At 45.1% G+C, this 23,500-nt stretch carries 5 protein-coding genes and 1 tRNA gene; 5 read left to right on the top strand and 1 reads right to left on the bottom strand.

The features are described from left to right. Positions 1–97 precede the first annotated feature (97 nt). Positions 98–171 (bottom strand) — tRNA-Pro (locus JUB15_RS12990). Positions 172–1,053: 882 nt separating this feature from the next. Between JUB15_RS12990 and JUB15_RS12985 the strand changes: the two genes are divergently transcribed. The 5 genes from JUB15_RS12985 (at position 1,054) to JUB15_RS12965 (ending at position 23,498) form a co-directional block, all read left to right on the top strand. Continuing rightward, positions 1,054–3,423: a hypothetical protein gene (locus tag JUB15_RS12985; RefSeq protein WP_207512925.1), complete on the top strand. Its 2,370-nt coding sequence runs from the start codon at positions 1,054–1,056 to the stop codon at positions 3,421–3,423. Between the two features lies 1 nt (position 3,424). Then, positions 3,425–4,537, top strand: a complete 1,113-nt coding sequence (locus JUB15_RS12980; RefSeq protein ID WP_207512924.1) for a hypothetical protein — start codon at positions 3,425–3,427, stop codon at positions 4,535–4,537. Between the two features lie 66 nt (positions 4,538–4,603). Then, positions 4,604–12,193, top strand: coding sequence for a GLEYA domain-containing protein (locus tag JUB15_RS12975; RefSeq protein ID WP_207512923.1), 7,590 nt, complete (start codon positions 4,604–4,606; stop codon positions 12,191–12,193). 48 nt (positions 12,194–12,241) lie between these two features. After that, positions 12,242–12,970: a LolA3 family protein gene (locus tag JUB15_RS12970; RefSeq protein WP_207512922.1), complete on the top strand. Its 729-nt coding sequence runs from the start codon at positions 12,242–12,244 to the stop codon at positions 12,968–12,970. Between the two features lie 10 nt (positions 12,971–12,980). Continuing rightward, on the top strand, positions 12,981–23,498 hold the full coding sequence (locus JUB15_RS12965) for a LamG-like jellyroll fold domain-containing protein (protein WP_207512921.1): 10,518 nt from the start codon (positions 12,981–12,983) through the stop codon (positions 23,496–23,498). The last annotated feature ends 2 nt before the right edge of the window (positions 23,499–23,500 follow it).

Below are 23,500 nucleotides of genomic sequence, written 5' to 3'. Positions count from 1 at the left end.
GTTATCTCAATGCTGCCGGTGGAGATCCTGTTTTCAAGATATTTCGAACCAAAAGGGCCTTCAAATCCAACGACTTGAAGGCCCTTTTAATGTAGTGTCGGGCAGACTGGATTCGAACCAGCGACCCCTACGTCCCGAACGTAGTGCGCTACCGGGCTGCGCTACTGCCCGAAATTTCAGCATTCTCTACGCTATCCGCTTGCCCTGGTCCCGACTAAAGTCGGGATCAGGAAAATCTATTGCTCCTACGTCGCAATGACTTTCCTTGAGCTGCGCTACTGCCCGAAATTTGAGATTTCGGGGTGCAAATATACCTAAATTCTATATTACTCAACAAATTACAACTTTTTTTACTTAATCCCGGGCAACCCAATCGGAGAGCCCTAATACCCACATATCTGCTCGTCGAAACACATACCAATTTCCTTGCAAATACCTGTTCCAATGGCTCTATTGTGGCTGCCAACAAAAATCCGGCTGTCAGCGAATGTCTATTGAATTGAAACAATAACCAGGTAAGTGTGAGCCTGCAGGCGACGTTATCTACAATCGTATAGAAAATTGCTGTTTGCCATGGACGGAGATCTTGGCCGTAAGATTTATAACTCCGTTAGCCGGTTCATAAATAGAAAAGATGCTACTGAATGCCTCCATCGTTTACTGTAATCATAAAGCAAATTTTTCACGTCTACGGCTAAAATCCCGTGACCAACGCCATAATTTACACACCTATCGCCAAAATCTGCACGCCTATTGCTAAAACAACGCAGTTATCAAATATATTAATGTGTTCTAAAACTAATCCATAATCTTATCTATATTCGCACTCATAAGGTTACTAACGTAATAGCGTACTTGAACAGATTGCTGATTTTTCGGATTTGTTTTTAATTGGTTAAGGCAAATGCATAAGACATTTATCCTCTTTCTGTCATTTGTTGCCCCCGGTTTTTTCTAAATCTAAATGAGATTATAGTACGTCTAAACTGATGCGCTTGCAAAAGACGCAATAGGAACTTTTTTGACCTAAACCCATAAACCCAACCGCACGGCATGGTAATAATTTATCCATGTTGCAGATTCTTTATTGTCCGAACCTGCCTGTTTGTTATCCTTCAGGTTGGCGGAACCATTGCCTGTGCGCAATCGCTGCACAAACCCGGCCTTCATACGAACGCTGGGTTTCTTTTACGGGACACCCTCCCGGTTCCTTCAAAAGATACTCTTAAAAAGCTGCTCCCGCCCATTGCTAAGGATTCAATCAGGCAGTTATCCAAGGCTGTTATAAATAACGTAGGCCGGAAAGAAAAAGCACGAATAACCGCCAACGTAAAAGATCAGATCGGTTCATTTGCCAGCCAATGGAAAACTCCTTCCATAGATTCAGTTAAGATCAATGTAAATAACCCCTTTGATAAACGCTTTTTGACCCATCCGGCCGTTCGGGTAAATGGCGGAATGGTTTGTTATAATTTCAACTACAGGTCACTGATCGATACGCCATACGCAGAAAAGAATATTCTACAACATAACGTTACCGGCAAACTGAATGTTACCGTGGCCGGAATTTTTCCCCTTCAGCTCAATTACTGGATGCGCCAAAGCAATTCTGATTTCTTCAAAGATATCTATGACGTACAACTTGCTTTCAGCGGCAGTGAGTTTCATCAGAAGATCAGATCTGACATGCAGGGCCGGTTATTGGCGCTTGCGCCCTTCGTTGCAGATTCCCTGCTCGAAAGATCATACCACTTAAAACAGGCACAGCTTTTCAACCTGGATAAACTTTTAACCTCCACCTTTTATCCGCAAAAGCTTATCGAAGCAAACGAAGTGCTTAAAGTGCCTAAGTTCACCTGGAACGCCGCTTTTCCGGATAGCATCAATCTGCACAGGGAAGATTCTCTGAAGAATGCTGCCGCCTTTTTCCTAAACCGGTATTCCGCTACAAAAAAAGAATACGATCAGTTAAGCAAACAGGTTGATTCATTAAAGAACAGGTATGAAGAAAACCTGAAAAAAGTGAACGCCTATAAACAAATGATCAATGGTAACTGGAATGATCTGCAAACGGGTCGCCAGTGGAAAAACAAGTTGCAGGAATATGGATTGGAAAATACATCCATTCCCGCTAAATACCGATGGTTACTGGGCGTTAAAAGCTTCAGCCTGGGCCGCAGTCCGGTAAACTATAGTGAGCTTACCGCCAAAAACGTCAGTGTAAACGGCATCAACATTGAATACAACTCCTGGTATTATTTTGCCGCTACCGCTGGTACGGTAAATTATCGTTTCCGTGATTTTGTAATGAATGGTGTGGGTAAAAAGCCTCAGTTCCTGTACCTCCTTCGTGCTGGTATAGGGCGGTTGGAAAAGAATTACTTTATAGTTACCGGGTTTAGCGGACAAAAGCAGCTGTTTGCCGCCAATTCCGCCAATAATGGCACTATTCGGGTTTCAGGTATAAGTGCGGAAACGCGTTGGGCAATCAATCGCACCTCTTACCTGACGGCCGAGATCGGGAAATCCAATGCACCTGATTATCGCAATAACCCGCCAGACAGCAGCCGTAACAAGGGTTTTCTGAAGGATAAAAATAACCGGGCCTTAGCGCTTCATTTGTACACTGAGATGCCGCTTACACGTTCCCGGGTGGAAGCATTTTATAAAAATACCGGCGCCAACTACCAGTCATTCAGCAGTTATACTACCCATGCAGCGATGGAAAGCTGGTACCTGAAGGCTGATCAACATTTCTTCAACAGAAAGTTACGGATCGCAGGCTCGTTACGTAAGAATGAGTTCTCCAATCCTTTTATTGTTCAGGATTATAAAAGCAATACGGTCTTCAAAAGTCTGACCGCTTCGCTGCGTATTCGCAAATGGCCGGCAGTAACCGTGGGCTATCAGCCGCTATCGCAATTAACCAAAGTTGATGACCTGGTTGTTGAAAACCGGTTTCAAACATTCAATGCTACCATCTATCATTTTTATACTGTTAAAGAACTCAGGCTGGCGACCACCCTTATGCTGAACAAATTCTATAATAGTAATTCCGACACCGGTTTCATCTATTATAACGCTACCAATAGTTATCTCGCACAGAGTTTCTTTTTTAATTCATTTACCGCCAATGTGGGTGCTTCCTATACCAGCAACCCGAATTATTCATTGCAGATCCTCGAGGCAGGCATTCAGCCGAATATTTCAAAGTTCGGCACCGTGGGAGTGGGTATCAAGATCAATAACCTCAATCATTCGTTCATTAAGGCAGGTGGCTATGTAAACGCCAATGTTCGAATATATAAGCAGGATATGTTGTCAGTGAGTTATGAGCACGGTTACCTGCCGGGTAATGGAAACAGGCTGGTTCGGAATGAGATGGGTACAGTTCAATTTATAAAGTCATTCAATTTCAGATAATATGAAAAAAGTTTTGCTATTCATTGGGCTCCTGGCAGTGTGCGGTGTAAATGCACAGGTAGTTATAAACCCGCAGCTGCCGCCATTGGGGCTTACGATAAAGCCGCAATTGTGGAATGTGTCGCTGATAAACACTACGGGGCAAAATATGAATGTGCAATTGCAAATGGTAATGACGGATGCTGCAACCAGCCAGGCGGTTTTGTCGGGCGCTTCGCCCACCTTTACAATCCCGGCAGGGGTGAAGCTGGTAACAGCAAACGATGTATCTCCCGTTACCTACAATAATGGTACAGGCTATACGATAGATCCTTCCCCCGCCGGTTTTTTGCCGGTAGGCGTATACAATATATGTTATACGGTTACCCGGTGGAACAAGGATATTCCCGAACAGATCGCAGAGGAATGTGTTACTGCAGCAGTGGAGCCCATCACTCCGCCACAGCTGGTGCAGCCTGCAGACAGCGACAGGGTACTTCTCAGGCGGCCGTTCTTCACCTGGCTGCCGCCCACTCCTCATAATTCGTTCAGCAGCCTGTTGTACGACTGGTCGCTGGTAGAAGTACAGGCAACCCAAAGTGCAGCAGATGCCATTCAACAGAACATACCGGTTTTGTTGCAATCAAATATTTCATTTACCAGTTTTCAATATCCATTGTCGATGGCTGAATTAGACAGTACAAGGCTGTATGCATGGCGTGTAATCGCAAAGAACAACGGGATGCCTGTTGCCAACAGCGAGATCTGGTGCTTTCGTATACAGCCGTTCACAAACGATACGATCAAAAAGCCGTCGAGCGGAACCTATGCAGCCCTGAGAAGAACGCATGATGCTTCTTATGTCATTTCTAACGGCCTCTTGCGCTATCAATACCAACATGAAATAAACAGCAATAGTATTCAGTTCAGGATCACCGACATCACGAATGCCAATCAAACAGCCATCCAGCTGGATTCAAATTTGAGCGCGGTGAAATATGGGTCAAATTATATAACGCTCGATCTAACGGATAAGGTTGGAATGATCGATCGTCATATGTATTTGCTCGAAGTGACCAATGCTGTTAATGAACGATGGTACCTGAAGTTTGAATACCGTAAGCTGCCGCAATGATTCATTGCGCATACCTGAAAAAACGACCAATATTTTCTGAACCCAGAATCAAGAATTCAGCCTGATATGTTACAAACATTAGCCCGCAATCACCGACCCATTGCATGGTTTTTCGTGAGTGTGTTTTATCTTCAGCTCGTTTTAGTACCTGCCGTAACGAGGGCGAACGAGCCATTGAGGTATCCTTTCAGAATGCCGGCACCTGCTTCAGGTACGGTAAAGACGCCGGTTGGTAACCTGATGCCGTTGGATCGCAAAGCGGTGGAAAGTAAACCTGATAAAATATCCCGGGTGGCAAACGCCCGGCCACGTTTTGCTCCCAAAGGCATTAAAGGAACTTTTACTACAGGCCCTACACAACCTGAAATGCAAAGTTTTCAATCGGTGGGCGCCAATAACCTGGTTGACCTGTTCTCAGGTGACTTTTCTTACAACATTCCCCTGCTGGATGTTGGCGGTTACCCGGTGAACCTGCATTACCAGAGTGGTATTACAATGGATCAGGAGGCGAGTTGGGTGGGGCTTGGCTGGAATATCAATCCGGGCGTGATCAGTCGGAATATGCGTGGCCTGCCTGATGATTTTAATGGAGAAACAGGCGTAAAGAAAACGATCAGCACCAAACCCAACAAAACCTTTGGTGTTACGGTGGCGGCCGACATTGAATTAGTGGGTTTTCCGCTGCTAAGCGCCGGTGTAACCCTGGGTGTGTTTCACAATACGTATAGGGGATGGGGTATTGAATATGCCCTTAATGCATCTATCAATTCCGGTTCTTCTGCAAAAGGTCCTTTGTCGGGCGGCCTGTCTATTGGCAGCAACTCCCAATCAGGCGTTAATATAAGTCCTTCCATGGGTGTTCATCTCGGAAGCAACGAAAGCAAAACCCAGGGTAACATAAGCATAGGCACCAACTATAATTCCCGTACCGGCATCCAGGCCCTTCAAATGACCGGCCAGGTAAAACAATCGGCCAATGTTAAAAAGATGACGCTGAGCGGTGGCGCTAAAATAACAACGGGGATCTCTTTTGCAAAACCATCGTATACACCTTCCATTAACGTTCCATATACTTCTACACAATTTTCCTATACTGCCAAAGTTGGTACAACTGCCTGGTCGATGCACCCCAGCGGCGCTTTGAGCGCTTATGGTTCAACCCAGGAAATTGCACCAGGCGACAAAACCCAGGAGATACCTGCCTATGGATATATGTACTACGAAAAGACCGGCAATAACCGGAATGTATTGTTAGACTTTAACCGGGAAAAAGATATTCCTTATACTGATAAAACGCCGCACATTGCCGTGCCTGTTTATACCTACGATATATGGTCTATTTCGGGTGAGGGTACAGGTGGAATGTTTAGACCCTATCGAGGCGACATAGGTTATATTTACGACCATTCTTCTTCTACCAAAAGTAAAAGCAACAACTTTGCGCTGGACGTAGGTTTTGGTGGTGTGCTGCACACGGGTTTTGATTATAACGCGATCGATGCCGGAACCACCAGTAAAGGATGGGAAGCTGGCAACAGCTTCGTTCAGGCAGTGCCGTTCAAAGAAAGGGATGGCAAATTCGAAAACGTATATTTTAAAAATCCCGCCGAAAAGACTGTTGTCAACAAACAATACCTGCAGGCGGTAGGTGATGATTATCTGATGCGGGTGAAATTATCGCCCGGCGGACAAAACAATCCCGATGTAACTGCTACCAACAGTGTAGCATTGTTCAAAGGCGGCCGGGAAGTATCATCAAAAACGTTTGACTTAAATACCCTTCGCGCAGACAGGGATAAGAGATCGCAGGTAATATCTTATCTGAGTGCCGACGAAGCGGAAGCTGCCGGACTTGATAAAAAGATTAGGTCCTATCACCTCAACAGTTTTCCGGTTGCTGCCTGTGCCAACAATTTTGACGAATTGTCAAGGCTGGATGATTCCAGGAAAAAGCACCACTTATCTGAGATCACTGTGTTGAATGCAGATGGAAAGCGGTATGTGTACGGTATTCCAGTGTATAATAAGAAGCAGGTGGAAGTAACGATGGCTACCAAACCGGGCGACAATAAAACCGGCCTGGTACAATATAGCGCACAGGATAAATCGGTCAATAACACGCAGGGAAAAGATGGCTATTTTAACCGGGAAGACCTGCCTGGTTATTCCCATTCTTTTTTACTCACCGGTATCTTATCGCCTGATTATTCCGATCTGAGAGGCGATGGCATCACAGAAGATGATAATGGCGATGCGGTGAAGTTCAACTACTCGCGCGTGTATGGTCTTGCAAATCCATATTTATGGCGGGCGCCGTACGATGCCGGCAAAGCTTCTTATAACGAAGGGCTAAAAACAGACAGCAGGGATGAGCGCGGCAGCTTTACCTATGGTGAACGTGAAGTATGGTACCTGAATTCCATTGAATCTAAAACGATGATGGCCACTTTTGTGGTAAGTGCCGATCGTAAAGATGGTTTTGGCGTGGCCAATGAAGATGGCGGGCAAAACGCTGCGCAGCCGCTTTACCGGTTGCACCAAATAAATTTATATACAAAGTCGGATTACCTGAAGAATGGGGGAAATGCCAAACCCATTAAAACGGTACATTTCGAGTATAGCTATGAGCTTTGCCGCAACAATCCCGGTAGTGCAACCGACTCAGGAAAGTTGACGCTGAAAAAGATCTGGTTCAGTTATAATAAGAATAAAAAAGGCAAACGCAACCCATATGTTTTCAGCTATCATTCAAATAATCCAAAATTCGATAGCAAAGCTGTAGACAGATGGGGTAATTATAAGAGTGCGGCCAATAATCCGGGCACCAGCGGCGGGGCACTGACCAATGCCGACTACTCTTATACACTACAGGAAGGCGTTAAGAATTGGGATTCGGCCAAGGCCGCCGCCAATGCGGCTCCCTGGACGCTCAATGAAATAAAACTTCCCTCCGGGGCCCGCATCAAAGTAACCTACGAATCGGATGATTATGCGTATGTACAAAACAAACGGGCCATGCAGTTCTTTACGGTGGCTGGTTTTGGCAGTTCACCTTCTTCCTCCATTCAACCCCAGTTATATCCGGCAGGTTCTACAGGAAGCGATTACAAATATGTATTCATCCAGGTAAGCGATGCCGTAAGTTCCCGGACAGAAGTGCAACGCAAATACCTGGAAGGCGTTAACCAGTTGTTTTTTAAACTGGCGGTAAATGTGCCGGCCGACAGATGGGGCAAAGGATTTGAGATCATTCCGGTGTATTGTGATATTGAGGACTTTGGCGTTCGCAGCGGTAACAATAAAATGATCTGGGTTAAAGTAAAATCCGTTAATGACAATGAAAGTCCTTTTGCTACAGCCGCTTTACAATTTTTGCGGCTCAACCTGTATTCCAAAGCTTATCCCTTCTCTGAACCTGGCGACAATCTCGATATCAAGACGATCGTCAACATGATGGTTTCGGTGAGCACTTCTATCTTTAGCGCCTTCAGCGACTTCAATAAAAAAGCGCACCGCAATAACTGGTGCAATACTGTTGTAACCGATAGATCGTTTGCCCGCCTCGATAACCCCCGGTATAAAAAGCTGGGTGGCGGACACCGGGTGAAGCAGGTGGAAATTTACGACAACTGGAAAAACATGACGGGGCAGGAGGAATCGGTATACGGACAAACCTATGATTACAGTACTACGATTGATCTAAACGGAACGCCTACCCGTATCAGCAGTGGAGTGGCAACGTTTGAACCGGTAGTAGGCAGTGATGAAAACCCTTTCCGGGTTCCCATGAAACTCTATACCGAAAAAGTGGGAGCCATGGCGCCAACGGATTACATGTACTCGGAAGAACCTTTTGCCGAAACCTTTTTCCCTTCTCCCTCGGTGGGCTATAGTAAGGTGCGGGTACAAACAATACATAAAGAGAGAAAATCGGCCAACGGTTTCCAGGAAAGCGAATTTTATACTTCCAAAGATTTTCCTGTTCTCGTAGAATACACTCCCCTCGATGGAGACAGCAAGAAAACATATAATCCTAAGGTTCAGAACTTCTTTAAAGTAGATGCAAAGAATTATGTAACGCTTAGCCAGGGCTTCAAAATAGAGTTGAACGACATGAATGGCAAAATGAAGTCCCAGGCCAGCTATTCTCAAAACGATTTAAATGCACCTATCAGTTATACTTATCATTATTACAGGCTTAAGAACGACAATGCAGGCCAGCCGCAGTTATCGAATGTGGTAGCTGCTGCAGCGCCAGCCACCGGTATTGTGGATCCTACTGCTGAAATAGGACGGGAAGTGGAAGTAATGGTAGACGTACGCGAACAAATTTCTATTACCCAGAATAAAGGGGTTCAAACGAATGTGATCTGGGCCCATCCTTTCCCGCCGATCTTTTTGGGATCAGTGATCCCGGTACCCAACAAGGAAACCAACCGTTACCGTTCGGTAGCCGTTTTGAAAGTAGTGAACCGCTATGGGATACTCGATAGCGTAGTTCATACTGAAAAAGGAAGTACGGTTACTACCAGGGACCTGGTGTATGACGCCGAAACAGGCGGTGTATTGTTATCTCAGACCAACAATGAATTCGACGACCCTGTATATAATTTCACCTATCCGGCGCATTGGGCGTACAGTGGCATGGAGCCGGCCTATCGCAACATAGGCACAATTTTAAAGAACGTTGTTTTCCGCAAAGGGATCATGTTCTATCAAAATGGTCAGCGGGTGCCGGTAAACCAGTATTTTGAAAGTGGCGATGAATTGCTGGTGTTCGGTCAGCAGGACCGCAAGCATACAACCGAAGATCATTGTTTGCCTGAGTACTACGATTTTACCAGTGATAAAAGCTTTAAGAAAGTGTGGGCGGTAGATGCGTCGCGCGGAAAAGAAAAGCAACAGGGAATTTATTTTGTCGATCTCGATGGAGCGGCTTATTCCGCCAATGCCGATCAAGTTAAGATCATCCGCTCCGGTAAGCGCAACCTGGCCGGTACGCCTGTAGGGTCAGTTACTTCGTTGCGTTCGCCGTTGCGAAACGCCAGCCAACTGGTGTTTGATAACCAAACCGGAGTAATTACCGCGAATGCCGCTCGGTTTAAAGATCTGTGGAGGGTAGATAGTACCATTTACAGAAAAGATACCAGCATAATTGCTACCCACAGGTTACAAATACATCGCATTACCCTTACCCCTGATGATGTTTATGGTATTCATGACTATAAGCCAGCCGGCGGCAATCGTGGGCTTGGTCAGATACCCGATCAGCGATATTTTGAAGCTTCTGCATATGACGATGGCGAAAGCTCGTGGGATGAACAGATCAGAAGCTATTTGAGGTTTAATATGGACGGGATCCCACAAAATGCAATAATTACATCTGCCAATCTTCGATTATACGGAACGCAGAACATACCCAGTAAAAACGAAAGGGGATCAGGTAATATGAGTTGGATCGAACGGTTGAGCGCCGGCTGGGTGCGGGATGTTATTGACAATGCAACAAATGAAGAAGATATTAAATACGCACGGGCATTTTACTGGTCCAGTGCAGAACCGTTGGATCTGGAAACAAGGGTTTCGCTTAGTGGAACGCTACCTAATATTAATGTGGTTAGAAATGAGAACGTATCCATTACGGCTATGGCGCGGGCCATGTTGCATGATCGATATGCTTTAGGCAATCCGCCTGTGATCCGCATCCGCCTCGATGATCCGGGAGGCGGCCACAAATTAATGAACAGGAGAATTTATAACACGCAACTTACACCCGAAGAATGTCCTTCCACACAAACCTCCTGTTTGCCGGCTATTGATCTTGAGTATATTATTCCCTGCGATAATGGATCGGAACCCTGGTTCTCAACCACGCCTCCTTTTGGTGCAGATGATCAAACACCGGGTCCCGGTTATTACTGTAACCTGTCGCAGGTTGACACCTTCCTGTGCAAACCAAACATAAATGATACCGCCGTTAACTTATACCGCTTAGGCATACTTGGTAACTGGAGAATGGACAGGGCTTATACGTATTACGACAGAAGAGCGCAATCTGATCCAGGCACCGTTACCAATGCCCGCCGGGATGGCGAAATAAACAATTTTGCGCCATTTTGGTCATTTGCCGCCTCCAAACTGCAACCCGGTTCAGATGAAATGCGCTGGGTATGGAATAGTGAATTGATGAAGTTCAATATCAAAGGTTTTGAGATCGAAAACCACGATCCGCTGAACCGCTTTAATGCGGGTCAATATGGTTATAATCAAACCCTGCCGGTAGCCGTTGCGCAAAATGCCCAAAGCCGTGAAATTGCTTATGATGGCTTTGAAGACTACAGTTATCGCACTAATGATTGTATAAAGTGTGTACTGAACCGTCATGTTGATCTGGGAAGTGGCGCCAACCTGGTTGATGATGTTAGCCATTCTGGTTTGTACAGCTTGCGGTTGAACGGGAACCAGACTTTTGCTAAAACATTCGAGATCGGTTCAGCAGGAGATGATAATACTGCCCCGGAATTATATATGAAGGAAGATTCAATTCCTCTTGCATCTATGGCAGTGCGTGGCAATGGAACAGGATTAGGCAACTATTATTATACCAATGGGGGTGGTTGTCATCCTTATAATGAGAGCGATCCCAATCAACAACCTTTATATACTGGTTATAACACCAATATAAACTATCAGATCGGTGTTAACCCGATACTCAATACCTGCCGCACAGATTGGATCTATTACTCCTTCAGAGGATATATTCAGCCCATTCATACCGGGTTATATAAATTCTGGGCTACAGCTGATGATGCTATGTCGATATACATTACCAAGAATGGCGTAACCAGGCGTATTACAGAGGGCAGATTCATCGAGGACCCTACCCGAGAAGAGTGGGAGTATGCAACGGCCTATGAAACGGAAACCATAGAGCTGGAAGCAGGAGAGTTGTATGAAATTGCTGTTTTATGGGATAATAACGGGGGAGATTACCGTGCCAAACTGGAGTGGGAAAGCCTTACTGGCGATCAGTTGCAGGGCAGGGAAATAATTCCGGCAACCCAGTTATATCCTGCCGGTTCTGATGTAAATGCTGTAAAAGCAGGCACTGTCTTCCGGGATACTACCTGGTGTGTTCAATTTAAACATCCCAGGGTCACTAATGGTAACCAGAAACGTTTTTCACCGCTGAAAGACCGTAAAGCAGTAGTGAGCGCCTGGGTTAAACAGGATGTGCCATGCGTCAACGGTAATTATGATAACACCCAGTTGGAACTGGCATTTGATGATGGAAGCAGCAGCACATTCTCCTTCAGGCCGGCCGGCAACATAATAGAAGGCTGGCAGCGCATTGAAGGCATCGTGCCGGTACCGGCAACAGCCCATCGTGTAACAATAAAGATGCAATCGTTGTCTTCGACCCCGGTCTATTTTGACGATGTTCGTATTCATCCTTTCAATAGCAATATGAAATCATACGTGTATAACCCGGTGAACCTGCGGCTGATGGCCGAACTGGATGAAAACAACTATGCCACTTTTTATGAGTACGACGATGAGGGTACGCTCATCAGGTTGAAAAAAGAAACAGAACAAGGCATAAAGACCATTAAAGAAACCAGAAGTGCCTTATTGAAAGAAAAACAAACTCCGTAAAAGCAGGTAGTTAACAATTAATACGGTTGAGAATAAATAAAAATGAATATGCGCTATATAAAAAGGTTACCCATACAACTTACAGCCATGCTGATGATTGCCAGCCTGGTTACACTAAAAGGTCAGCCAAATACAAACAGCTTTGATTGTTCCAGGGAACTGATGAAGATTGAACATGCAATGAATGATACAACGCATATAAGCTTTCAGGCCACCTCTAATATGCATTTCAACAATGGTGCACATGAGACGTATTCGTTTGATTATAAGGTGAGCAAAGACAAGCTGAGCATACGGGGAAGCGACAGCACTGAAATTATTCAGAATGAGGTTTTCAGTCTGGCAGTAAAGAACCGCCTAAAAAAAGCGGAGCTATCCTGGTCAAAGAGCGTGCTCAATTACATTCTGCGTGTTCATGTGCATAGTGCTTCCTTCAATGAGAAATTTGTAGCCAGCCGGTCTTTCGTCGATTCGGGTAACTATCGCATATTGTCGTACCACTTCAAGGGCGGACCATACACCCAATATGACATTGTTTACAGCAAAAGCACCCACCGGATACAATCTATACGGTACAGCTTTGGCGGCACAAAAAGCAGCAGTCCCGACAGCCCGTTCCCTTATACGGTAAATGTTCAGTTCAGCAATTACCAAACAGGCGGATTTAATGACAGCGTGTTCAACACTGACGCCTGGTTTTTGCGCAGGAACGGCGTGTACTACATGGTGGCGCCTTATGAAAATTATATCCTGATTAACTCACTTAACCACAAATAAACCGTATCACATGCAACGCTTTTTTTATCGTTTATTGTTACGGCTTTGCCCCTTTTGCTTTTTACTCTTTATAACCAACCGGGCATTGGCCATCGATGAGCGGTATGCAGCCGAGGTATTGAGAGGCAATCAGCTGAACAGGGATTCGGGTAGTACGGTAACGGATGCTGTGTATTTCAATGCCGGGTTGAAACCATTGCAAACCACCTCAATGGTAAAGAACCTCATCACATTCCAGATCGATGAGCAGTACCGTGGTATATTACCAGATACATTTGATGTATCGGTAAAATATACAGTAACCTATACCTACGATAACAATGGAACACCAACAACTGTTGTAAGTGCTCCCTTTATCCTAAACCTGGCCTATTCAAAATTTAATAAATACAGCTTCAAGGCGGTAAATGTGCAGGATGGCTGGTTTAAGGCAGAGATCAAAATAATAGATATTACAGCCGGTAATGGCAGCAACCTGAACGATTTTCGCGATGCATTGATGCTCACCAATGAAATACTGGTTAACCGTGAGTATAGTTTTTCGTGCACCAACAATGCCATTCAGGCTGTTTTTTCAGACATCACCACGGTGCCGCTCAAAGGCGAACTGAAAGTTTACTGGAACACAGAAAGGGCAGCGGATGAATATGATCTCGAGTGGAGTTATATCGATGATTCGGCCCTGGCGAATTATTATATCTCCGGCAGTTCAACCGATTTCGACGCCAGAAAGATCTTTACCCGGAATGCTACCCGGGTAAGCATTCGCCAGGAAGCGTATTACATACCATTAATCTACGAAGGGTCAGGGCATTTGTTCTATCGGGTACGGGCCGTACAGGTAAAAGGCAGCGGGCAGCGCATAGAGTCGGTTTGGAGTTCGGATTATGCTGGTGGTATGGGTAAATACACTTTTGCAGGGTTGGATACCAGCCTTAACTGGCAGGTGTCTACCAGTTTTGCCGAAGAAGGAAAACGCAAGTCGGTGGTTCATTACTTCGACGGTTCTTTGAGAAAACGGCAGACTGTTACCAAAGACAATACCACCGATACAACTATCGTTGCTGAAACATTGTACGATTACCAGGGTCAGCCTGCGATACAGGTAATGCCAGCACCATCGCTCAGTAATGTTATAAAATATACTGCCAACTTTAACAGCCTCAATGGCGCTGAATATAGGAAAGAAGCATACGATGGCATGTTGATAGACAGCTGTTATTGCAAGCAGGGCGCTCCGGCTATGGACAATATTTCCGGTGCAGCCAATTATTATTCACCCAATAATCCGCTGGTTAATACCGGTTATCATAAATACATTCCCAATGCCAATGGATTTGTGTTTGCGGAGACCCGTTACCTGCCGGATAATTCCGGTCGCATCAGTTTACAAAGCGGGGTAGGCGACCAATTTCAGATCGGCAAAGGCCATGAAACAAAATATACGTACAATTCGGCCGATCAGGAAGAACTGGATGCCTTGTTTGGAACCGAGATCGGCAATGCCGCTCACTATTTTAAGAATACAGTGCGGGATGCCAATGGCCAGGTGAATATAACCTATGTAGACATGCATGGCCGTACCATTGCCACGGCGCTGGCTGGTTTCCCTGCTGAAAAGCTCGATGCAATACCCTCTAACAAAGGGTATGTGATCACCAAAAATCTGATCGATAACAATACGAATATTGTTAAAGGCCGGGTGATCGAAAGCATTAAAGGACTTACCGTAACGAAAGCAGGGCCGCACCGGTTCAGGTATTCACTGTTGCCCGACAGCATCAGTCTTAAAACATGCGATACCAGTACCATTTGCTATGATTGCGTGTACGACCTGAAGATAACCATCACTGATGATTGTAACAACAGCACGCTGCCCAATGGCCAGCCGATAGTGATCACAAAATCTAATTACCGCGCTAATGTAGATACCGATTGCAATCCCAATCTTCCATTTCCCGAAGTTGACGATACCGTGTTTTTGCGCGAAGGCAGTTACATGGTGACAAAAACGCTCACCATCAACAAACGGGCGATGGATGATTACCGGAACATCTTTTTGTCTCGCAATACATGCCGGTCGCTCGAGAGAACCATACAGGAACAAAAACAATTGATATCGCAGACCATCTCATGCGGACCGGGTGAATCTGTGCCAAAGAACCTGTATGCCTCCGTTCGCGAACAAATGCTGGCCGATGTAACGCCGCCTTTCGGCCAATACGCCAATCCCGATAATGTTGATCAGTATTCTATTTTCGCGCGTCATCAGTTTAGATTGACCTATACCAGGGTAACGGATTATAAAGATGAGAATGGTAACCCTGATCCGCTGGATCCCCGGAGTTTAAGCATCCCCGAGTTTGTGAAAGAGTTTAAAAGTTCCTGGGCCGTAAGCCTGTTACCGCACCACCCGGAATATCCGAAACTGGTAAGGTTAAACACCCTGGCAGCCAGCAATGCCTGGGACGAGCGCTTTGGCAGCACCCAAACCTGGCAGGCAGCTGTTGACAGCGGATTTTTAAACCCGGGAAATTTTGCTACCCGGCCGGCAGGAAGTGCTTTTACTTATAATTTCGATCACCGCGACCCTTTCTTTACTGATCTTATCGGTCAGGGTTATGTTGGCGCCTTTTATAAATCGACTATGCAGAACGCCCTGGTGCGCGCAGCGGAAGATGCAAACGGGGCAGCAGTTTCAATGTGGTCGCTGGCCACTATTATGGCCCATTGTTCAAAAGACGACCTTGCCTGCTTTGATCAATTCAAGGATCTCAATGCTGCATTTACGATGGGGGCCGACTGCAGCGGCGATCTGGATATTGCCTGGAGGACCTTCAGGGATCTTTACCTGCAGAAAAAACAGGAATTGATCGCGGATATATTGAGGGTTGCACAAAACATGAATAGTGAATTTTTCCGCGACCTTACGGATCTTCACAATAACCATGCACCCAATTTTGTTGATCCCACGTTAGTGCCAACATCCAATGTAACCAGAGATACTACAGTTGCAAAGGCCGGACTGGAAAATTACATAAGCAATAATTGCGAAGCCTATGCCACACAATGGTGGAATGAACTGCAGCCGTCCTGCAAATATAGCACTGCAGACAGTGCTGCTATTATTCCCCTTTTAATTCAGGTATGCCGTGAAGGCGGCGATGCAGACCATGTGTATGGCGCCAGCACAGTGAAACCATCGAGCACAAATACCTATAGAAGTTTTGAAGAAGTTTTAAAAGCATATAACCAAAGTGCAGGTTTGCCCTATAACGCATCCTGCAATGTGTACCTTATAAGTGCGCCAAAGCCGTATGACCAGCAACCGGTATACTATGAAAAACCGCTGCTGCAAAAGCCTGACGATTGTGAATGCGCCACTATAAATGAGCAATACCAGCAATACCAGGTGGCAGGAAAAGACGCGAGTTTTGCCGCTTACCTGTTCCGCACTTCCGGCACCATAATGCGCAACGGTGCCCTGGATACGCTTCGCATGGCTTGTAACGGACAGGTCAACTGCAGCTTTTTGAAAGAACCTTTGAAATTACCGCCTGCATTACAGTGTGGGGTAAAAGATGTATGCGTGAATTGCGCCCGCATTGATACGTTGTACCAGAAATATACAACCCAGTTTCCCGATGCAGTTCCCCGTACAGATAATACTGACAGTCTGCAGCGCGAAAAGAATAAGCTGTTTGAGCAGTTTATGAACTCGCAGCTGGGTTTTAATAAATCTACTGCAGAATACATGCAGTTCATGGATACCTGCAATATTAAAAAGCTGAAAGATACTTCCTGCAATGTAGCCCTGCAATTTAACGGGGCTGCCCGCCAGCGTGTTATTATTCCAAACCAAACGCAAATTCAACGCCTGGACATAGGTGCAAGTGATTTTACCATAGAAGCAAAGGTTAAATTCAAGGAACTACCAGGCAATGTTCAGTATCCCATTATTTCCAGTATGTCTTCAATGTGGCCTCCTGGTAAATACCCCTTTGACTTTTTTGTTGAACCTAACGGAGATATTAATTTCTTAATAATACCATGTGGATCTTTTAAGGCTACAGGAAATAATTTATTTGACAATAAAGCACACCATATAGCTGTGTCACGGAATGGGGACTCACTGGCCATATATGTTGATGGTGTTAACAGACCCGTTGTAAGCAAAAGAATATGTGGAGGACCTGGTAGTGGCGGCCCTATCAGTCCCGCCGGAAATTTGTCGGCTGACCTTGGTTATCGTATTGGAAGTGATTCAGCATATAAGATAGGATCGGGACCAACAGCTTATACATTTCCCTATGGCTTTTTTAATGGCTGGATGAATTATGTGAGAATTTGGAAAAAAGCACGTACGGAGGCAGAACTCGCAGCAGATAAAGATAATGAGTTAGCTCCGCAGGATGGATTGGTAGGTAATTATATAATGGAAAGTAACGACACCTGCCAGCAATTCGTAACTGACCAGTCAACAGACGACTCCTCGCTTCGTAACAATGCCATTATTGGAGAAGTGGATGGAAAAGAGTTGATTGAGCCTGTATGGATGTCCGGTTCTCAAATAGCTGACAACGGGCCAGATCCGGTGGGTGTTCTTAATAAATGCAGTTGTGAAAAAATAGCGCCTCCACCTGCTAGCTGTAATGTGGCCATGGGATTTTCAGCGGCTGCGGGCCAACGTGTTACTATTCCTAAGCAAAATAATCGCCTGAGCTTAGGTTATAGTAAGTTGACTATTGAGGCAAAAATTAAAATTAAAAGCAGGGAAGGCAATATAGGTTACACCATATTTGCCACTCCTGAAGTAAGGCTCATTGTTAATAATAGAGGCCTGGCATATACTGTGGGCGAGTGTACTACCTATGAAACTTCAGGTATTAATTTGTTAGACGGCAAAGCACACCATGTTGCTGTGAGCACGCCAAAGGCCGGTACTGTAAACCTGTATATTGATGGTGTTTCAAGATCATATATGCTCTCCATGTGTTCGGGGGGGCCTAATACTATATCTCGTTATACGGGCAATTCATATATTGGATTTGATCCAATAACCGGGTCTAATATCTTTAACGGTTGGATAAGCTATGTACGGGTTTGGAATAAAGCGCGAACCGGCGTTGAAATAGCCGGTAATATGGATTCAGTATTGTTGCCACAGGACAGCCTGGTTGGGAATTACATAATGACCAGCAATAATAGCTGTCAACAGTTTGTGGTTGACCGGTCAACCAACGATCCGTCTTTCCAGAACAATGGTATTTTAGGAAATTCAACTGACGGTGAACCTGTAGATCCTGTTTGGTTGTCTGCAGGCCAGATCTCTTTTGACGGGGCCGACCCGGTAAATATTCCGAATAGCTGTACCTGTGAAAGCGTACTTTTTGCACCTGATACAAACTGTAACAAGGCATTGCAATTTTCAAGAAACAGCCGACAACGGGTACTTATTCCTAATCCGAACGAGCGATTGCAATTAGGCACCGGTGATTTTACCATGGAGGCGATGATCAAACCTAAACTCGTTCCGGGCGTAACGGCAGCTTATACGATATTTTCTAACCGGGCAAATCAACCGTCTGGCGTTGGGCGTCCCGTTGAAGGATTTGAGTTGTCTATCACGGAAAGCAAATGGTTAGCGATCACAATGCAGGGATGCGGACTTTCTTATGTTTATGCCCCTCAATTGTTTGATGGTAAGGCACACCATGTTGCAGTAACGCGTAATGTAGATACCCTTGGGATCTATATTGATGGCGTTTCGAAATATTCATCTACCTCAACGGGATGTATAATCGATAGCAATAACCAACAATACCGGCTCAAGCCTTCACAGCTGAATTTATCAGCCACAGGGAATTTTTACATTGGGTATGATTCATTACCAAATCTTTGGAATCAGGGTTTTAACGGTTGGATGAGCTATGTAAGGATTTGGAAGAAAGCGCGTACCACTGCTGAAATAGCCGGCAACATGGATAAGTTATTATTGCCGCAAAATGGGTTGGTTGGAAATTTTGTCCTTGGTAGCAGCAATACCTGTCAACAATATGTGATAGACCAGTCAACGAATGATCCGGCGCTTCGCAATAACGGGATCATAGGTAATTACACAGGCAGTGAGCCTGTTGACCCTGTTTGGCTGTCTGAAGCCCAGCTGTCTTTTGCGGGTGCCGATCCGGTAAATGTTGCTAATACATGTGTGTGCGGCGAGGCTACGAACAGCGAATTACAGGGCGCTAAGAATGAATTTATTAATTACTATTACAATTATGGCCGTAAATACGATAGCGATGGTACTGATACCAGCACCTGGAAAGTAAATTGGTCTGGATTAAATATTAACAATACCGGTGTTCCGCATACGGACATCTTTAAAAACGGGGCAGCTCAGTTCCCCCATACATTATCGTCATCGTACGGTCACCAATCGGTTAAGTTCGATTTCTTCGGAAAGGATTCAGCCTGTATTGATGGATATGTTAAAGTCGAAATGAGAATGAAAGATACCCTGAAGGCATGGGAAGCATTACATTCGAAACAGTTTGTATTTTATTTCAGTAACCCGTCTACGGGAACCCAGCAGTTAGTTCGTATTGATGATCTTAACGCTTTTGGGAATTCGGTTTATAATGCGCCTGGTTATATTGATTTTGCTACTGAGTTACAACAGAATTATACTGGTCCTCATACACTTGGTTTTGAAATGCACCCCTTCTATTTTAAATTTTATCTGGACGGGCAATTGATCAAATCCATTAGTTATCCTGCTACGATCGAGTCGGCTGCAACCAGAAGCAGATTTTATGGTATGTCTGTAACGTCTGAGGCTGACAGTAACCTCAGCGTTCTGTTTGACTATATAAAGTGTTACGACAAGAACGGCCGGGTGTTTTATAATGAAAATTTTGATGACAACAGCCAGTTCCGCCTGTTTGATCGCTATATAGCATGTCCTCGTTTACCATGTGCACAGGCGTTCACCAACTGGTATAATTCCCAAAAGCAAACCAACTATACGTATTCGCAGCTGGATAGTTTATATGCAGCCAGCCACATGCCGTTGGATATTTGCACGCCCCCGTTGAATACCACTCCGGTTAATACCAGGTATCCAGACATTACCCTTTGTGGAAAGACCGAACCGGTATTTCCACCGGCCGATAAGGAGTTTACACAACATACACCCTGTGCCGATTCTACGCTGTTTGCCTGGTCAACCAGTGTGTTGATACATGAAGCATATAGCGATTCGCTGTTAGGTAATTTCGACGACCGTTACCTGGCGAAATGCCTTAGTGCCCGCGATCACGAACACTTTACCGTTGAACAACCCATCAGCGAGTTTCATTACACGTTGTATTATTACAACCAGGCGGGCAATCTTATAAAAACCGTTCCACCAGAGGGTGTTGATGTAAGCAAGTTTGCCTGGGCAAGCGCCTGGTCAGATTCGGTGAAAGCAGCCCGCAAGGCAAACCAATTGTTAACACCAGCGCACCGACTGACTAGTGAATACCGGTATAATACATTAGAAAAATTAGTGGCGCAAAAAACGCCTGACGGGGGATTGTCGGAATTTTGGTACGACCGGTTAGGCCGTATAGCCATCAGCCGCAATGCCCGACAACGAACGGCAAGCGTCACTGAAGACAGCAGGTTGTACAGTTATACCACATACGATGCACTGGGGCGCATTATCGAAATAGGTCAGGTGAGCAATATCGCTAATAATGGAGCCATGACCGATGCCGTTAGCTGTAATGAATCGCTGCTCGGCACCTGGCTTATGAAGCTGACAAACCGGCGAGGACAGATCACAAATACGGTATACGACCTGCCTTATACTGGCTTTGACGGTACTGGTATTGATATGCGACTGGTAATTACACAACGCAATTTGCGCAATCGGGTAAGCTATACCACGTACACCGATACAGTTACCAATAACGCTTATAACCAGAGTACGTTTTATACCTATGATGTATTAGGTAATGTAGATCAGTTGTTGCAGGACTTTGGTAGCAGGGATGTAAATGCTACTGTCAATGTGATGAACAAAAATGAAAACCGGTGGAAAAAGATAGCATACAAATACGATTTGATCAGCGGTAATGTAAACATGGTAATGTACCAGCCCGGATGGCGCGATGGCTTTTACCATCGCTACGGCTATGATGCCGATAACCGGTTAACATTGGTTGAAACCAGCACCGACAGCCTGGTGTGGGAAAAAGAAGCCCGGTACGAACATTACCGCCATGGCCCGCTGGCGCGTGTAGTGATCGGCGATCAGCAGGTGCAGGGCATGGATTACGCATATACCCTGCAGGGCTGGTTGAAAGGCATCAACGCTACTGCCCCGGCTGAGCAAGGTACTGGTGCAGGTGATATGGGTGGTGATGCTAAAATCGGCACCCTTAACCAATATACAGCGAAGGACGCTTTAGGGTTAACATTAAACTATTTCACAGGCGATTATGCAGCTATTAATACAGGGGTTATGCCATTCCCTGGTTACAGTGGGCATTTGCCTTCAGGCGAATACAGGCCTTTGTTCAACGGTAATATCAGCAGCCAGAGTGTTTATCAAAAACGCTTTGATGCTGGTAATACGCCGGGCGGACCGTTGATCTTCTATAATTATAAATACGATCAGCTCAACAGGTTGATAGCCCAGGATGCCTACAAAGGATTCAATGTGGGCTCTAACAACTGGAATGGTATGACCAGCATGGGTGAGAACCTGAAAGAACGGATCGCTTATGATGCTAATGGTAATATTTTAAAATACCTGCGTAAAAGCATCAGCGGTACTCCGGCTGATATGGACAGTTTGAATTATCATTATTATGCCAATACCAATCAGTTGAAGCGGGTTACCGATAATGTGCCTGCCAATGCCTTCCCGGGAAGCCAGGATAATCAGGCGTTGGCTGATGTCGAAACCCAGGCTGATAACAATTACGGTTATGACTCCATTGGTAATTTAATAAGAGATGATGCTGAAAAACTCACCGATATAAAATGGAATGTTTACGGTAAAATCCAGGAAATAAGCAAAGCGGCAACAGCTACAGCGCCGGCTACTCATATTCAGTATTCGTACGATGCTGCCGGCAATCGCATCAGCGAGGTAGTGACTTCAGGTGGAAATAAATATTATACCTGGTATGTGCGCGATGCACAGGGTAATGTGTTAAGTACTTATACCGCCGAGGGTAATAACAACGATCTCGCGGCGCTGGATTTAAAACAGGCTGAAAGATATATGTATGGAAGCAAGCGGCTGGGCGTGCTTACAACGGGCGAATCGATGGACACCGGACCTGCCGACATACAATTAATGCATAGTTATACTTACAACCGGGGAGCCAAACAGTATGAACTTACCAATCATTTAGGAAATGTACTAGCTACTGTGAGCGATCGCAAATATGGCGTATCTTCAGCCGGAAGTTCTTTGATCGATCACTATGAGCCGCACATTGTAAATGCCCAGGATTATTATCCGTTTGGAATGATGAGCCGGGTAGCCAATGGTAAGGCTTACAGATTTGGATTCCAGGGACAAATGACAGACAATGAAGTGAAGGGGTTCGGCAATCAGATTGATTTTGGTTTTAGGGTCTATGATCCACGCATCGGCAAGTTCTTAAGCATAGATCCGCTGACGCCAAAATATCCACAATACTCTCCATACCATTTTTCATCAAATCAGCCTAACCATGCAAGAGAATTGGAGGGTCTGGAAAGTGAATTTGATTTGACTATACCTAATTCACCTGGTGAGGTAGACTTGAATCATTGGAAGCCGAATACCCAACATAGAAACCCGAATGGAATGAGTTGGGTCGATCATCATGGAAATAAATTATTTTTCGATAAGGCACAATACGATGCAAATGGAAAACCATTAAACGGATGGAAAGGGGTGGATCATTGGCATTTTGAAAATGCAGAAGGACAGCGATTTAATGCGGACGGTGTACCTAATAAGTCCGCAAAAGGAAGTGCAACGCACATACTTCCCGGTACACAAACTAAAATAAAGATCATGCCAGCCGTAGTAACAATAGTTGAGGAAGGTATTGCGGCAACAAATGCTGTAGCAAAAGCAGCCGAAGAAACTGTAGTTAGCAAGGTTAATGGAAAAGTTGGTGGGGCAATGATGATCCTTGATGTTGTTACCAGTTTCTTTGGGATTGCTAGTGGCGATCCCGATGCATTGATCAATTGGTTTGGTACTGCCCAGGTCGGGGAACTAAAAAAAGGAAATATTGGCGGAGGAAATGGAAATTATTTTATGATCGTCAGAGAGGAAACTAAAGAATGGACAGAAAATGGTGTTAAGCATAAGGAGGTAACAAGATTTGGCCAGAATTATTTACATAAAGGTCTTACCAAGGATAAAAAGTACATCGGCGTTGATCCTGTAGGAGCAGAAATCCGTCAAACTCAAAGTTATGAAAACGGAAAAAAGATTAAAACCGGTAAACTTGAGCAACCTGGAATAATATAAAT

It is taken from the genome of Longitalea luteola, assembly GCF_017356035.1.
GTDB lineage: Bacteria > Bacteroidota > Bacteroidia > Chitinophagales > Chitinophagaceae > Niastella > Niastella luteola.
The sequence above is the reverse complement of the archived record's forward strand: the minus strand, read 5'-3'. Positions and strand labels throughout refer to the sequence as shown.

Excerpts from the sequence above, each read along its gene's own strand:
- JUB15_RS12965 (WP_207512921.1), top strand. The coding sequence starts at position 12,981 with ATGCAACGCTTTTTTTATCGTTTATTGTTACGGCTTTGCCCCTTTTGC.
- JUB15_RS12985 (WP_207512925.1), top strand. The coding sequence starts at position 1,054 with ATGGTAATAATTTATCCATGTTGCAGATTCTTTATTGTCCGAACCTGC.
- JUB15_RS12980 (WP_207512924.1), top strand. The coding sequence starts at position 3,425 with ATGAAAAAAGTTTTGCTATTCATTGGGCTCCTGGCAGTGTGCGGTGTA.
- JUB15_RS12975 (WP_207512923.1), top strand. The coding sequence starts at position 4,604 with ATGTTACAAACATTAGCCCGCAATCACCGACCCATTGCATGGTTTTTC.
- JUB15_RS12970 (WP_207512922.1), top strand. The coding sequence starts at position 12,242 with ATGCGCTATATAAAAAGGTTACCCATACAACTTACAGCCATGCTGATG.